This is a genomic window from Lonsdalea britannica, from assembly GCF_002111595.1.
Lineage (GTDB): Bacteria > Pseudomonadota > Gammaproteobacteria > Enterobacterales > Enterobacteriaceae > Lonsdalea > Lonsdalea britannica.
Genome location: NZ_LUTN01000004.1, coordinates 1 through 13,533 on the forward strand (window position 1 = coordinate 1; position 13,533 = coordinate 13,533).

Here is a 13,533-nt window from a genome sequence, read left to right on the forward strand (position 1 = left end):
GTCAGAACCGGACATAAAAGAGATAAAGAAGAATCGGACCTTAGCGCTGCCGCTTTTGTACTTGCAGCAAGGAGAGCCTTTCCTGACGCGATAGTTGAGTTAGTTCATCTTTCTGATAAGACTGTAACGCCGGTTGAACTGACCACTAAGGTGCTGCATAACCGGCAGGAAAAGCTTCTTGATGCCCTGAACTCTATAGGTCAGGGGGTATTTCCCGCCGAATCATCATCCCGTGTTTGTCCTTCCTGCCCGGCATTTTTCGTCTGCGGATTGACACCGCCAGGCGAACTTCAAAAAAAATTCTAAAATAATTTACCGCTTTGGTAGCGCTGCATCGATTGAGTATTAGAGCCAGACACCGTCTGGCCAAACTCAAGGACATGCACAAGATGAACAGCCAAAATATTAACAATATCGACGATGTCGGAGAAGCGATTCGCGAAGGCCGCGAACTGCGTCCGGCAAATGCCTACCGCATCCTGTTTGCGCAGGAAAATCTGGATTTTCACGCAATTGAGATCAATGACCCAGTTCCACTGGGGCGTCAGATTCTGATTGCCGCAGGCTGCGTGTAAATGATGGTTACAGCCTCTTCGCTATTCTTCAAACGGGCGACTTTGAAGATCTGCGACTTGATGAACCTTTCGATTTACGCGGTCGTGGCGCTGAACGGTTCGTGGCCTTCCAGACCGATCGTGATTTCAAACTTACCGTAAACGACAGCCAGGTATCGTGGGGAAAACCTGCAATTTCGGGAGCAGCACTTTATGAGCTGGCAAAACCAGCCGATGGCGATGCTGTATTTATGGTTATCCGTGGCGGTGATGATCGCCAGATTGAACCGAATGAGGCGGTGGATCTTACGACTCCGGGCATTGAACACTTTGTAACGGCGCCAAAGCGTAAACCAAAGATTGATATCGTCGTTAACGGGCGTGAAGTTCAGGTCAGCGATAGTCATCAAACTTTCGAGCAATTTGTGGCTATCGCATATCCAGGCGAAGCCCCAACTGCAGAGATCGTTTATTCAATCACATATCGTGGAGCGGGCTCAAAACCACACAGTGGTGAGTTAGCTGCGGGTGCCTATATCAACGTGAAAAACGGGAGCGTGATCAATGTCGGTCGCACTATTCAATCTTAATAGCGATCTGAAGCGCTTGCGCGAAGAAGGTTATCACGTACAAATTGTGGGTGGCTTTCTGGTCATGCGTGACGTTCCGTACGTTAACGCGCAACGGGAAGTAAAAACCGGCACGCTCATATCGAGTCTTTGCCTGTCTGGAGACGCTACTCAAAAACCGGAACCACACACTATTCACTTTGATGGAGAATTTCCATGCACTTCCCAGGGGGGGCGCATCCAGGCTATTTTTCATCAGAGTGAAGCGGTAAATCTTGGGCATGGACTGTCTGCTCAGCACTTATTCTCCAGTAAGCCTGGGCCTGAAGGTTACAGTGACTACCATCAGAAGATGTCCACCTATGCGACGATCATCTCTGGCCACGCCGCAACCCTCAAACCTGGCGTTAGCACGTGTTTTTAAAACCCCTGATGAGGAGGAAGGGGGCGTCTTTAACTATCTTGAAACTGCATCTGATCGGGTCGGGATCGGGGCATTAACTGCACGGCTTGAAGGTCAGCACATTGCCATCATCGGTGTCGGTGGTACAGGTTCCTATATACTGGACCAGATAGCTAAAACACCAGTCAGTGAGATACGTCTCATCGATGGTGATGATTTACTTCAGCACAACGCTTTTCGCGCCCCCGGCGCCCCGTCGATTAACACTCTCAGGGAAGTGCCGAAGAAAGTGGATTACCTGGCGGGAATTTACGGTCAGATGCACCGTCGTATCGTGACGTATGCAGTACAGATAAGCCAGGATAGTCTTACTCTCTTGGACGGAATTACCTTTGCCTTCCTTTGTATGGACGCAGGAGAGCCAAAACTCTTAGCGATGCAGAAGCTGGAAGACATGGGCGTGTCATTCATAGACGTGGGAATGGGGCTCGAGCTGGTGGACGGATCGCTGGGTGGCATCCTGAGGGTGACGACCAGTACTCCAGAGAAACGAGATCATATTCGCACACGTGTGTCTTTTAAGGAGAGTGGCGCAGAAAACGTTTACGCTTCAAATATTCAAGTCGCCGAGTTAAACATGTTGAATGCGGCACTTGCCGTCATCAAATGGAAGAAACTACTCGGGTTTTATCGTGATCTTGAAAATGAACATAACTGTTCATATACGACTGACGGGAATATGTTACTGAATGGTGACTTACTATGATACGACATAACCAACTGACCCCGTGTTTCGTGAAAGGGATTCCGCGAGAAATTGAACCAAGTATCCTGTATGTTTCCATGGAGTATGGCACAGTGATTCACAATTGCTGTTGTGGTTGCGGGCATGAGGTTGTAACGCCTCTGACCCCAACTGACTGGAAGCTGACTTACGATGGCGAGACCGTGTCGCTGTGGCCATCAGTGGGAAACTGGAATTTACCCTGTCGATCTCACTATGTAATCCAGTGTAACCGCGTACTGAAAGCACCTCCTTGGGATAAAGCCAGAATCGATGCAGAGATGCGTCGAGATAAAGCGGCTAAGAAGCGTTATTACGCGCAGACTAATGCGACGGTAGCATCTGAAGAGCTGAAACAGGAGCCAACTGAGGAGCCGTCTGGGATGAGAACCGAGCCATTATCTCTTTGGAATAGGATAAGGAAGTGGCTGAGTTAGGGCAATGACTTTAACAGTGCTCAAAACTATCAGACCTGAAAAGCATGACTCTGGGCAGTTACATTCAACTTGTTCTACAGGCGAGTTCATCGGTCTGGCTATGGGCCGGTATGCTGGAATGTCATAAAAGCATACCGGTACAAACCGCAGATAATGTTTTTAACGTGATCTGCTCTCAACTGCTTAATACCCCAAGATATGAGTTATCCAGTCATTAGATTTGGGAACAAAAGCAGCTACGGCCATAATGACAAGCAATTTTAGCGCATTTAACAATGGCAGCTTAGTGCCAAGAGCAGACATTGATAACATTGAGATATGTTAATTTATGGGGAGCAGGTCAATTGACTGCAGCCTCCAGTTTTGGCGGATAGGTGGCCACTGTAGTTCTTACCAATCATTGAACTCTCCATGGACTGAGTGACCGCTGCCCTGCCAAGGTCGGAGATTCAGCAGAGCTGATCGCAATGGTAAGCAAGTTTCGTTGTGCCCATACTGCTAAAAGACCGCTACTCCAGGTTGCGTGCGAACAGGATTGTTCCGAGTCTTCAAAGCCGCGTTATAGCAGAACCAGCCAGGATAGATAACGTGGTTTGGAACTACTGTTGGGCTGGCTCATGCAAAAAACCTACTGGCTTGAGCACACAGATTTATGCAGCAGCGTCTATTGAGAATCGAACACTAAAGGCTCCGGCGCGATCGAGTTTTAGTGGATTGGTCAGTGCTTTCGCTCCTACGACGCGATAATATTTAGGGAAAATAATTCATATCAAACAGAGAGGTTGGGAGTGACCAAGAGGGATGACTTCAAAGCAGCCACGAAATTAGCGCTTGCCCGTCGGGCTGCACATTTTTGCTCCAATCCGCGTTGTCTCAAGCTCACGATCGGGCCGCACTCCGACCCAAACAAAGCTTTGACTTCGGGTCACGCTGCACATATTCATGCGGCCTCCGAACTGGGGCCACGCTACAAGACCTCGCAGACCGTCGCAGAACGAACATCCATAGATAACGGTCTGTGGCTTTGTCGGGAGTGCGGAGTCATTGTCGATGGTGACGACTGCGCTTACGACGCGGACTTGCTTCGCAAGTGGAAACGAGACCACGAGAATATGGTATCAGAGGTCCGCACCGAAGGATATTCACGCAGCCTTGCCTTGCTTCAATCTGGGCGCATGGAACCACAGATAGCGAAGGAAATCGTCTCTGCAATGACGGACCGTCGTTCGTTATGGGCCACATTCGATGCCGAATGTCCCGACCACGTACGACAGTCGCTTGATGAACTTCGTCGACGATTCACCACTATTCGGGGGAATCTCCTCGACGGAACAGCACTTGATGAAATACTGCTGTCGCTAACCAAGACGATTCTGATTTTCTTCGACGCGATGAAGTCAGTCGACCTTAGAACATTACGATGTAGTTCAGGTAATCCTGAGTGGCTCAATTTCAATGACGCACTGTCAGCACTTCGGAAATCCATAGGAATGCAGATTGCCAACCTTGCAAATGCCTACGGCATTGCCTTGTGCAAAGATCTTCAGAGTATTGCGCCGAACAGAATCTAGCCATCCTTTCACACAGGGGGCCCATGAAGGCCCAAATAATGCAAGCCCGGGGCTTGCCAGCCTTGTTTGAGGAAAATCTTAGTGAATCCAGAGCAGATCGAGTTCAACAAACTTTTGAGCCAAAACCAGAAAGAAGCCAGCATAAAAGCATGCTTGCGAGCCGGCGACGATAAACTTAAGTGTTCTGGGAAAATTATCCACGCCCACTCTATCCAACGGGGAAAAATACTCGAATCTATCGCAGATGTAAGCGGAGAAAACGAGGGGAAAATATACCACCTTGGCTTAGCGCCGGCAGAGGACATGCAATCTATGCAGCCGGAATTTAAGCTACAAGGAATCAAAAAATTCAGCACCTTCACCGGATTCTGCGGCGGCCACGACAAAGCCATATTCCAACCGATTGAAGATGTAGCGTTCAGTGCAACGAACAAGCAGCTGAACATCTACGCCTATCGGGCTGCAGCCAAGGAATTACACTCCATCCTTGAGTCAAAGGCTTTTTGCGAAGTTCTGCTGGGTGACAAGTTAAACGTTAATGACTTTCCAGCGCACTTCCAGATGACGCTACCGCAGATCAAGTCAGGCGAAATCAAGGTCCCTGACTTCATTCTCGAAGCCATGTTGCAAGGGGAGAAGAACCATCAAATTCGGGTACTGCACATGCAGTGCGAACACAGCATTTCTGAACTGCAGCAAATCTGCGAAGAGTTGACAGACACTATCGAACGCGAGGAGTCGTTGGGATTCGAGCACGTCTACCATGTCCTCGACGGTGCTTTCCTTGTAGCATGCTGCGCGTCGTTTATCCCATACTTCGACCATGATGGCAATCGGATCATATCCAAACAGGAGGAGCAGCGAATGGCTCGATCAAGCGCAGCGAGCAATGCTGAAATAAAGAACGTGATGCTCAACGTTTTTCCGGAAGGCGATAAAACCCATGTCATCTTCACCTTCTCTAAGGGTAACCAGAGTTTCAAGGCGTCGATAGAACGACTGCTCAAGCTAGAGGATGAAGCGCTGAAGATTGGCCTTTCAAACATCGCGCTCAACTACGTTGAGAACTCCGCCTACGGTCCGAAGTACATTAACGATAACTTCAGCCCTGAACAGATCAAACACATTGCGGAGGTGTTCGCGGTCTCCGTATTCGACAGAAGTAAGTTTCGAAGGAGCGGTATCAATCTATTTGTTGGAAGACCAACCGCTGCGACCAAGTAACTTACCCCTAGAGGTTTTTTTCTGCGCTTGGCATATCCGCCTAGGATTTATTGCACACCTTGCGCAAAGGGCTGGCCACATTGTCGCTATTGGCCAGTAGTTTTCCCTTGTGATCCGTCAACTCGGCCGTCGCCCCCCACAGTGTTAGGCAATCCTGACCTGCTCCCAGTTGATTATTACACGTCAATGTTAGTCCTACATCCCTGCGGTTATGGCAAATGCCAACTTCCGCTGTTCGCTCAAGGCTGACATGGATCACCTGCTGGCTATGCACATCCTGAAAGAACCAAATGTCCCGTCGAGTTTATTCAACCGGATATGCTTTAATTGACTAAGTGGCTTCACTTAATGCTTTTTCTCAATCAAAAGGTATGGATGGGACCAATCAGTTACTTCTTCGTATGAAACAAACCCATCGTGCTCCAGCGCACAAACGCCCTTATGGCTGGCTACGTAATCGTATACAGCCTTGCTTTCCAGCCCCTGTAACATGTGTGACAGCAGCTTTCGGCGCATCACATCTGACTTCCTGCGTTTACCCGCTGCCACATCTTTCCAGGTAATGTTGAATGGCTGCCCTACTGCATTCGTAACACATTTACCGTAACGATTGGTTTTGGCTGTACCTTCATAGTGATCCAGCAGCAAGCCTAAATCGTCCCTTAGAGGCTTCAGAAGGCGTTTCCAGCGTTTCAGTACTCGCTTCGCTTCTGTCTTACCTAGCTCACGATTCAACAAGCGTCGGGTACTGGATTTTAGCGATAATGAGACGAACCCGGCATTGAATACGCTGGAAAACCTGAATTGCTTCACCAGCTCCTCCGCAACACGCAATACCCGGCAGATATATTGAGTTTCCAGAACTTCCAGCGACTCGGCCGAAATGCCGAAATCCTGCAATTCATGTCGTAGTATCTCAAGCTGGCATCCCTTGATATCATAATTATGCCCTCGTGCCAGACACGCCCACTTCATGCCAGAAGGCAGACTTTGAAAGCCAGTGCCAATCTCAAAGGATCGCCCACCAATGTACGCAGTCTTATAAGATTGACTGTAAGAAACCGTCAACGGTGACTCTTTCACCAGATCCACGCCTGTTTCAGCCAGTCGCGACAGGAAGTTGAAAATGAAAATTTTGTTCTTCTTGGTAGGGTTCTCGTTATAGTAATCCAGCAGTGCATCCAGATTGATTTCCAGCGGTTCAAGGCTGTTCCAGACCCCCACTACCCGTTCCCTGAAGGCAACGTTTGGGATATCGCGTTTCGACTGTTTATGTTTGGCACGCTGCCCACGATCAATGGCAATCCCAATTAGTTCATCAAATGAGTAGCTTTTACGCTTGTTGAAAATGTCAGTCAGATAATGGTAACGATCCTGACGGCTAAGGTATGCCCCGCGGTCGTTGCCAAACAACTTACGCAGAAAACGTTGAGAAACAGCATATTCCCGGCAAGAGTTTTGAGCATTGGAATACCCGGTTAGTTTGATAATCCCCGCGCTTGCCAGCGCCTCCATTGCACGATCATTGGTCGGCCCACTTTTCTTAAATACGCCGGGAAGTTTCTCCCGTCCTAGCTCAAATGGTACTGGCACAGAATAAGACCATTTTTTATTCGCCTTAATTTTTGCCTTTCTCCTGTTCTTACGACTACAGGTAGCGACACAAATAATATGCTGAAGAAATACTGCTATGTTATGATAATAAGGACGACGCAAACTCTTCACACCATTATAAGGAATACTGAAAACAACTTCTTTGAAATAATCCAACGTTGAATCCGTGACAAGAATATTATTTTTCGTGATATATGGCTTCATAATTCACCTGTATATAGAGATCAGAGCCCCATGCTCTGACCCCATTTATTTACAACTGAATTACTCAAAAAACCTTACGTGAACCCAACAAGGTTCAGATGATTATTATTAGATGATAACATTGGAGGCTGGAGCCTCATGATAGCTGATGCTGGATAATGGCTATAGTATGTAATGACATATATACAATAATATAGAGATAGAGTGTATACAGTGCATAATAGACACAGCTATATACCTTGTAGAAGAAAATAGCGAATAAATATCAGCTCAGCCAGAATGGGATTAGCGGATACGTAAAACGCTACCGGTTATTAAGCGGTGCAACTCCATCCCGGTAATATTCAATAGCGGTTGTAGATACATGTTATTTTCTGAATTTTGATCTTTTGATACCTCGACTTTGCTCAAAATGCCGAACCTTGCAATTGTCAGAGTCAGGGAAAGCCATCGCCGGTTTACCCCTACCATTGTACGAGGCACGAATCTGACACAAAATGACACCGGTAGTTAGCCGGTCTGTCACACCAAAGTCTGGTAACGATAGGCGGTTTAAAACCTTCATTTTTCAGGTTTCTGATTTAACATGTCCGCAATTGCTATACCAACAAACGGCATCCCTGCCCTGCCAACATTATCCCTTCTTCAGACGCGATTGAAGCCACTTCTGCCGGTGCTCAAATTGCCAGTATTGCGGTTGCGCCAGAATTCCAAGCTTCTCCACCACTAGCGGTAACAGAGTCCATATACTCTCTGAATCAAACAACTCTATACGGTACTGCTTCATGAGTTTATCAACGCGCTTGTCAGCAGCATCTTTCGTTGGGCTGACGCGCTTACCATTCAGCATCTCAGATGGCTTGTAATCAGCTCGGGCAACTGGATAAGGAACATACTCACCGAGTAATCGGGCAAAGTCAGGTTCAAGTCCAGGATCTACCAACGCGTTGCGGTCATAAAATGCGAGTTTAGATACCAAGTTATCCACCTTTAGTAGATTGCTTAACATGAGCTTTTGCTTGCCAGGGGACAAACGTAGCTCAAGACGCAGGAAACGGCGGAACTGGTGCTCATTAAGCAAAAGGAAAGCTTGCTCAAACAGTTTATCAATACTTATATCTGGAGCATCGGCCTTTTCATATATGGATGCCACGATACGCCTAGAGCCAAGTCTCAGTCCTTCCTGCCCACCGTGTAAGTCATGAAACTCCCCTCTCCAGACAGAAGCTAACCCAATCAAATAGTCATGAAGCTTCATTCCCACTACATCCAGTGCGTAATGGACAGTTGTTATCCAAGCGTTGCGTAACCCTATATACAGATACTGGCCGATACGCCCTCTTTTCCCCAGCCACACAAACAAATCCGTTATCTGTTTCGGAGAGTAATGCTGAGGACTGAGTTCCATTCGCTGAAATCCACGTTGACTACTGGTTGGGTCAAAATGGATTACCAGCATTATAGGGTGTTTGCGCGTTTTACCTTTCAGGCGAATTTCTACCACACTGCGATAAAGTCCATCACACTCATCCTTGCCAGCAGGACGCACTTTTATCAGGTAGTCACCTCCCGAGACAAGGCCAAGCAACCGCTGTTTGAGTTCAAGATTTTTCTTCCAGCCATGCATGTCCGTGACCCAAGCTAGTTTATCTAACCCTCCGTATACAGACTGACCTGCACTATTCACGCCCAGAGGAACTTTGCCACGTAAAGATGTCACCCGTTCACGATTAAATTGTTGCATCATATTCTGCTCCGATAGCTCATAGCAGTAACAGTGATCCCCCCTTCATATGCAGGTATCATCACTGTAACTGGTTATATGGTTATATGGTTATATGGTTGGTATGTCAGGGGTTGTACGAGGCTTACAGATCACTGCGTATCGCTAATTCCGCGTAACAGAATCCAATTTTGAATTTCATTTGATCCCCAGCCCACAGCCCGACCGCTATCACCAGTCAGTTTCATAGATTTTGGAAAGTCTCCTTTAGCTATGAGTCGGTACAACGTCGCAGACGAGATCCCTACTAGGTGAAGAACTTCTTTTTTGCGGAGAATACGGTTGGTGTTCATGCTTTTGCTCCTTTGAGCTGTTTCAGGAGCGGGGTTATTTACAACCACCAAAAAACGCAAGGATTCACCTAACGCTGCCTTCGTTGAGCACGTTAAGGGCATCGTTCATGTTTATGTCATTCGGAAGTACCTTTTTCTGTTTCCGAAACGGCCACATAAATGAGTCATTTCCGCTGAGGCTCAATGATGACATTTTGTACAGATAACTTTCATGGAGGTGACTATGATTGGTAACCAAAGCAACAAGGCTGATGCTAAATGCCACCGGGAACGTAAAAGCAGTAACGAGGTCTTTGGATTTCTGGAGAAGAAGCTTTATCTGGGAGGGGATACCCGGCAAAAACTGGCACTGATTGTCAGGAAACTGACGGGAGCGGGTTTTAGCCCGTATAAATTCGATGCAGAGAAAGCGGCGGATGTGCTGAGTGCCTGCGTGAATCACATGTTTAATGACCTGCTCAATGAGGGAAAGCTAAACGGTTTCTATGGGCTGGAGGAACACCCCATGATGGTCCCGGCCAGGTCCCCTAAGGCACTGGAAATCTACACTGTATACCAGCTCGTTAAAGGTCGTTTTGACAAGCTACATACGGGGGAAGTAGATCGTGAGAAATATGCTTCGGTAGCAGAAAAACTTAATGAGTATGGAATATCGAAACCCCGGTTAAAACGACTCTCTGACGGTAAAGAATGGACGCGTGAAGATGTTGCGTGGATGCTTCAGCCTGAAAATATCAATGCACTGATTAATATCCAGAATCAAAAGTATGCGCGGTTGAGTGCCGAAGATAAAACTGCAATCGCTACCGGAGACGTCTCAACAGCTAAAAACACCTGATGTGTTTGCTGGCACTGATTTTCATCCCCTCACCACGACAGTCATAGCGCGTCGTCGTGGATATGTCGCTGTGGCCTGCCAGCTGGCGTACGGTGTTGATATCCACGCCCTGCTCTAGCAAATGGGTGATGAAGGTGCGCCGCATGTCATGTGGGGTGAAACGTGCAATACCTGACGTCTGCTGTAAATCAGCCAGGATACCCGTTAACCCGGTCGTAGTCAGCGGCCGGCTTGCGACCTTACCGTTGCGCTGAATTCGGCTGAACAACGCACTGTCAGCCTCGTCTGCGCCAACTTTCAGCCACGCGCGGATAGCACTATCCACCGCATCCGCCATGTGAATTTCACGGTATTTACGCCCCTTTCCCCGTCTGACCGTGAGAACACCATTGTCATAGTCCCGGCGCTCAAGTTTGACCAGTTCCCCGGCCCGCAGGCCTGTTCCGCAAAGTGTCAGCACAATGGCGGTATCACGACAGCGCCGTACCGGTTGCGGATGCTGTTTTGCGGCCTGAATCAGCGCCCGAATCTCCGACTTGTCTAACGCCCTTCCCTTACGCTGGATATCGCCGCTCACACGCTTAACAGACCGGATACGGGCCAGCGTTTCGGCATTCATGCAGTTCAGGTTAAAAGCTGTCTGCGCTACGCCCCGTAGCGCGGATAACGCCATGTTCACCGACGACACGGCGTAACCGTCATCCAGCAGTGCCGCCCGCACTTTAGCGACGGCGGCGAAGTTAAGTTGTTCCCACGGATAGTCTGCTGCATCCGCACCGCGTTTAAGTATGCTGGCGCTGCGGTTTAACAAGCTGGTGATACCTCTCCGCCCCGAGGGAGCCAGACCGCCAATATACGCATCAAACACGGTTGTTTGCACCATAGGCACAACCTGACGTAACGCTGTCCTGCTCATGCGCCTAACCCGCAATAACGTACATTAAACCAAGTAACTTTCAGCATCACACCAGCCCCCGTTCAGCCATTGATACCGTTTCAGTTCCTGCCACGATAAAGTGATCAAGTAATCGCACATCCAGCATTTCCAGCAACTCCTGAAGCTTTTTGGTCAACTGGATATCACAACGGCTGGGTTCAGGCTCGCCGCTGGGGTGGTTGTGGACAAGGATGGCTGCGGCGGCGTTATGTTTCAGCACACGCTTGATAACTTCACGGGGGTGAACGCTGACCGAGTTTAGCGTACCCCTGAACAGGATTTCGCGGTGCAGCAGCTGATTCTGATTATCGAGCAGGATGATGCCAAACTCTTCATGTTCAAGCGGTGCCAGCTCAACCATCACGTACCGTCGTACATCATCAGGAGAACAGAGCTGAACGCCACGCTGGTAATAACGGCTGATAATGTCACGCGCCTGGTCGAGGATACGGGTTTCACGTTGGGTAAACATGGTCATATCAGAACTCCCGTTCAATGAAGTAAATGGCGTCGGGAAACAACTGGCGGCGGGTTACGCCAGTACGCAGGGAGAAAGCTTTACGGGGCATAGTGGTTCGCCCGTTGCTGTCGAAGAAGCAGAGCGTTTCTTCATCTATTTTGACCAGAAGGGACCAGTGAAACTGGTCGCTGAGCATAATCAGGCGCGAGTGGTCAGTGACGTCAAGAAACCGCTGCATTTCCCTGAACAGTCGCCCGTCTGATAAACCCCGCTTCCCGGTAAAGGGTCTGGTGATTTGAACCGGGAACTGGCGGCTGTAATGTCCTTTCTGCAACACCTGAGCTATCAGCCAGTCTAAACGGTCTTCTTCAATCCCTTCAGTCAGCCATTCATGCAAAGGCCAGCGCTGCTGAAAAGTCTGAATAAGCCGATTCATTAACGGGCGTCGTTTCACCCTGCCGTCAAACAGCCAGCTAAGCATATTAACCACGCAATAAGCACCGCAAAGACAGTCCAGCTCACCTTGTTGAGACGCACGTATCCCTCTGTCAGTCGTCACAGATAATTCCCCATAAAGTATTGATAGTTAGTGCAGGAGGATTAGCTTTCCCACAGGACGGTAATGGTGTAGACGTTCATGGCCTGATACTGAATAAAGTTGGATTGCCAGAGTTCAAACAGCTCCCTTCCGGTGTTAACAGGCAGGTCACCCACATGTGCCAGAAAGACATATTGCTGACTCCAGCTAAAATCAATTTCCTTTTCCAGTTCGGGGTATACCGTCCCCATATAACTGAAGTCGGTAATGTAATCAAAATACCATTCATGATTGCGTGAAATAAGCCGTATTTCGACAGGATGATAACCCCCATGCTCAGCACTGTAAGTCAGATCTTTAAATAATAAACTAACAGCTGTTATTCTGGCTTTATGCGGCGGCGGACTTCCCGCCTCATTTAATATAATGTTTATTAATTCCTGAGCGACGGGCATAGCAAGCCCTTCCTGATGTATTTTATTCATTTCAATCACATACATCATTTGACTGGTAAATCATTAATTTCATTTAATAGATTATTAACTGAATCAAGCCTTAAAAAACATGGTCAGACTGGCATTCTTTAAATACAACCATCCCTCCAGTGAAGGATTACTATTAAAAGAACAATTAGTTAAATGATAACTTGAATGACTGGCTAGCTGCTAATAATAACACTTTCCAGTAATGGCATTATATCAAACCAATACATAACGAGCAAATAGTTTCACAGGGAAACTATTATTGCGTAAATTAGAAAAGAAGAAAGCAACTCAGGGAATAAGCGTTTCAGCGCGAACTATTACTTCGAAATAGTCTCCAGCAATTGTTTACGCTGCTCTTCCGAAAACGTCAGTAACTGGTGCGCCAGTGAAATCACTTCTGTTGGCAAAGCTGGCTGGGTTAACGCAAGATCATCAGCCACCTGTTCAAGCGCCTGCTTCAACAAGCGGTCACGGGAATGAGGCTTCATCGTTTTGAACAACTGAACCCAGAGATTAAGCTGTTCGTCAGTACCATAAGGAGAAACGACAGATTGAGTGGCTTGCTCTGCCCGCTCACTTTTCAGCGACATTCCCGCAGCGCGAATATGGTACTCAAAGCCCTTATGCCCTGTTCTCTTTCTCCTGATTTCCGGGTGCATAGCGGCAAGCTTTTCCAGACGCAGGCGGCAGCCTTTGCCGTCCCCGGCATCCCCGGTTTTCCTGCAAATGCCTGTGCTGGGAGCCACTGCTCACTGCCATCAATACTGCCACTTTGGTTCTTATCAGCAGGCAATACGTCCAAAATATTTTTCATTAACTTAATCCATAATATCAATACG

General features: G+C 48.0%; 17 protein-coding genes. 9 read left to right on the top strand and 8 right to left on the bottom strand.

The annotated features are described in order from the left end of the window. From AU509_RS04305 to AU509_RS04330, 8 genes are all read left to right on the top strand, one after another. A partial coding sequence (locus AU509_RS04305) for a hypothetical protein (RefSeq protein ID WP_139824015.1) occupies positions 1–306 on the top strand: 306 nt, incomplete at its 5' end. Between the two features lie 83 nt (positions 307–389). Beyond that, positions 390–575 carry a hypothetical protein gene (locus AU509_RS18480; RefSeq protein WP_254901512.1) on the top strand — a complete coding sequence of 62 codons (186 nt, stop codon included), beginning with the start codon at positions 390–392 and terminating at the stop codon, positions 573–575. A 101-nt stretch (positions 576–676) separates the two neighbouring features. Next, a complete protein-coding gene (locus AU509_RS18485) occupies positions 677–1,144 on the top strand; it encodes a multiubiquitin domain-containing protein (RefSeq protein ID WP_254901513.1) in 468 nt (155 codons plus the stop codon). Continuing rightward, the gene (locus tag AU509_RS18490) at positions 1,119–1,547 is read left to right on the top strand and encodes a DUF6791 domain-containing protein (RefSeq protein ID WP_254901514.1); all 429 of its coding nucleotides are present in this window, start codon (positions 1,119–1,121) and stop codon (positions 1,545–1,547) included. The genes AU509_RS18485 and AU509_RS18490 overlap by 26 nt, the downstream gene beginning before the upstream one ends. Beyond that, positions 1,486–2,292, top strand: coding sequence for a ThiF family adenylyltransferase (locus tag AU509_RS04315; RefSeq protein WP_254901515.1), 807 nt, complete (start codon positions 1,486–1,488; stop codon positions 2,290–2,292). Before AU509_RS18490 ends, AU509_RS04315 begins: the two co-directional genes overlap by 62 nt. Before the next feature lie 77 nt (positions 2,293–2,369). Further along, positions 2,370–2,747 carry a DUF6527 family protein gene (locus AU509_RS18495; protein WP_244201044.1) on the top strand — a complete coding sequence of 126 codons (378 nt, stop codon included), beginning with the start codon at positions 2,370–2,372 and terminating at the stop codon, positions 2,745–2,747. A 788-nt stretch (positions 2,748–3,535) separates the two neighbouring features. Then, positions 3,536–4,318 (top strand): hypothetical protein, encoded by a 783-nt coding sequence (locus AU509_RS18500; protein WP_244200936.1) that lies wholly within the window; start codon positions 3,536–3,538, stop codon positions 4,316–4,318. A gap of 81 nt (positions 4,319–4,399) precedes the next feature. After that, a complete protein-coding gene (locus AU509_RS04330; protein WP_094117741.1) occupies positions 4,400–5,542 on the top strand; it encodes a hypothetical protein in 1,143 nt (380 codons plus the stop codon). Between the two features lie 345 nt (positions 5,543–5,887). On the opposite strand, the gene AU509_RS04335 is transcribed toward AU509_RS04330, so the two are convergent. The 3 genes from AU509_RS04335 to AU509_RS04345 form a co-directional block, all read right to left on the bottom strand. After that, entirely contained in the window at positions 5,888–7,360 is a 1,473-nt protein-coding gene (locus tag AU509_RS04335; protein WP_094117742.1) for a hypothetical protein, read from the bottom strand. Positions 7,361–7,994: 634 nt separating this feature from the next. After that, the gene (locus tag AU509_RS04340; protein WP_094117743.1) at positions 7,995–9,107 is read right to left on the bottom strand and encodes a hypothetical protein; all 1,113 of its coding nucleotides are present in this window, start codon (positions 9,105–9,107) and stop codon (positions 7,995–7,997) included. A gap of 128 nt (positions 9,108–9,235) precedes the next feature. Then, a complete protein-coding gene (locus AU509_RS04345; protein ID WP_094117744.1) occupies positions 9,236–9,436 on the bottom strand; it encodes a helix-turn-helix transcriptional regulator in 201 nt (66 codons plus the stop codon). 223 nt (positions 9,437–9,659) lie between these two features. On the opposite strand from AU509_RS04345, the gene AU509_RS04350 reads away from it, so the two are divergent. Further along, positions 9,660–10,274 (top strand): hypothetical protein, encoded by a 615-nt coding sequence (locus AU509_RS04350; RefSeq protein ID WP_094117745.1) that lies wholly within the window; start codon positions 9,660–9,662, stop codon positions 10,272–10,274. Here AU509_RS04350 and AU509_RS04355 read toward each other — a convergent pair. The 5 genes from AU509_RS04355 to AU509_RS04375 form a co-directional block, all read right to left on the bottom strand. Continuing rightward, positions 10,261–11,190, bottom strand: coding sequence for a tyrosine-type recombinase/integrase (locus AU509_RS04355; protein ID WP_094117746.1), 930 nt, complete (start codon positions 11,188–11,190; stop codon positions 10,261–10,263). The two genes, AU509_RS04350 and AU509_RS04355, sit on opposite strands and share 14 nt — an antisense overlap. Positions 11,191–11,236: 46 nt before the next feature. Next, on the bottom strand, positions 11,237–11,689 hold the full coding sequence (gene radC / locus AU509_RS04360) for a RadC family protein (RefSeq protein WP_094117747.1): 453 nt from the start codon (positions 11,687–11,689) through the stop codon (positions 11,237–11,239). 1 nt (position 11,690) lies between these two features. After that, the gene (locus tag AU509_RS04365; protein WP_094117748.1) at positions 11,691–12,152 is read right to left on the bottom strand and encodes a hypothetical protein; all 462 of its coding nucleotides are present in this window, start codon (positions 12,150–12,152) and stop codon (positions 11,691–11,693) included. A 119-nt stretch (positions 12,153–12,271) separates the two neighbouring features. Then, positions 12,272–12,664: a DUF2787 family protein gene (locus AU509_RS04370; protein ID WP_094117848.1), complete on the bottom strand. Its 393-nt coding sequence runs from the start codon at positions 12,662–12,664 to the stop codon at positions 12,272–12,274. Between the two features lie 347 nt (positions 12,665–13,011). Further along, positions 13,012–13,440 (bottom strand): hypothetical protein, encoded by a 429-nt coding sequence (locus tag AU509_RS04375; RefSeq protein WP_254901516.1) that lies wholly within the window; start codon positions 13,438–13,440, stop codon positions 13,012–13,014. Positions 13,441–13,533: the final 93 nt, after the last annotated feature.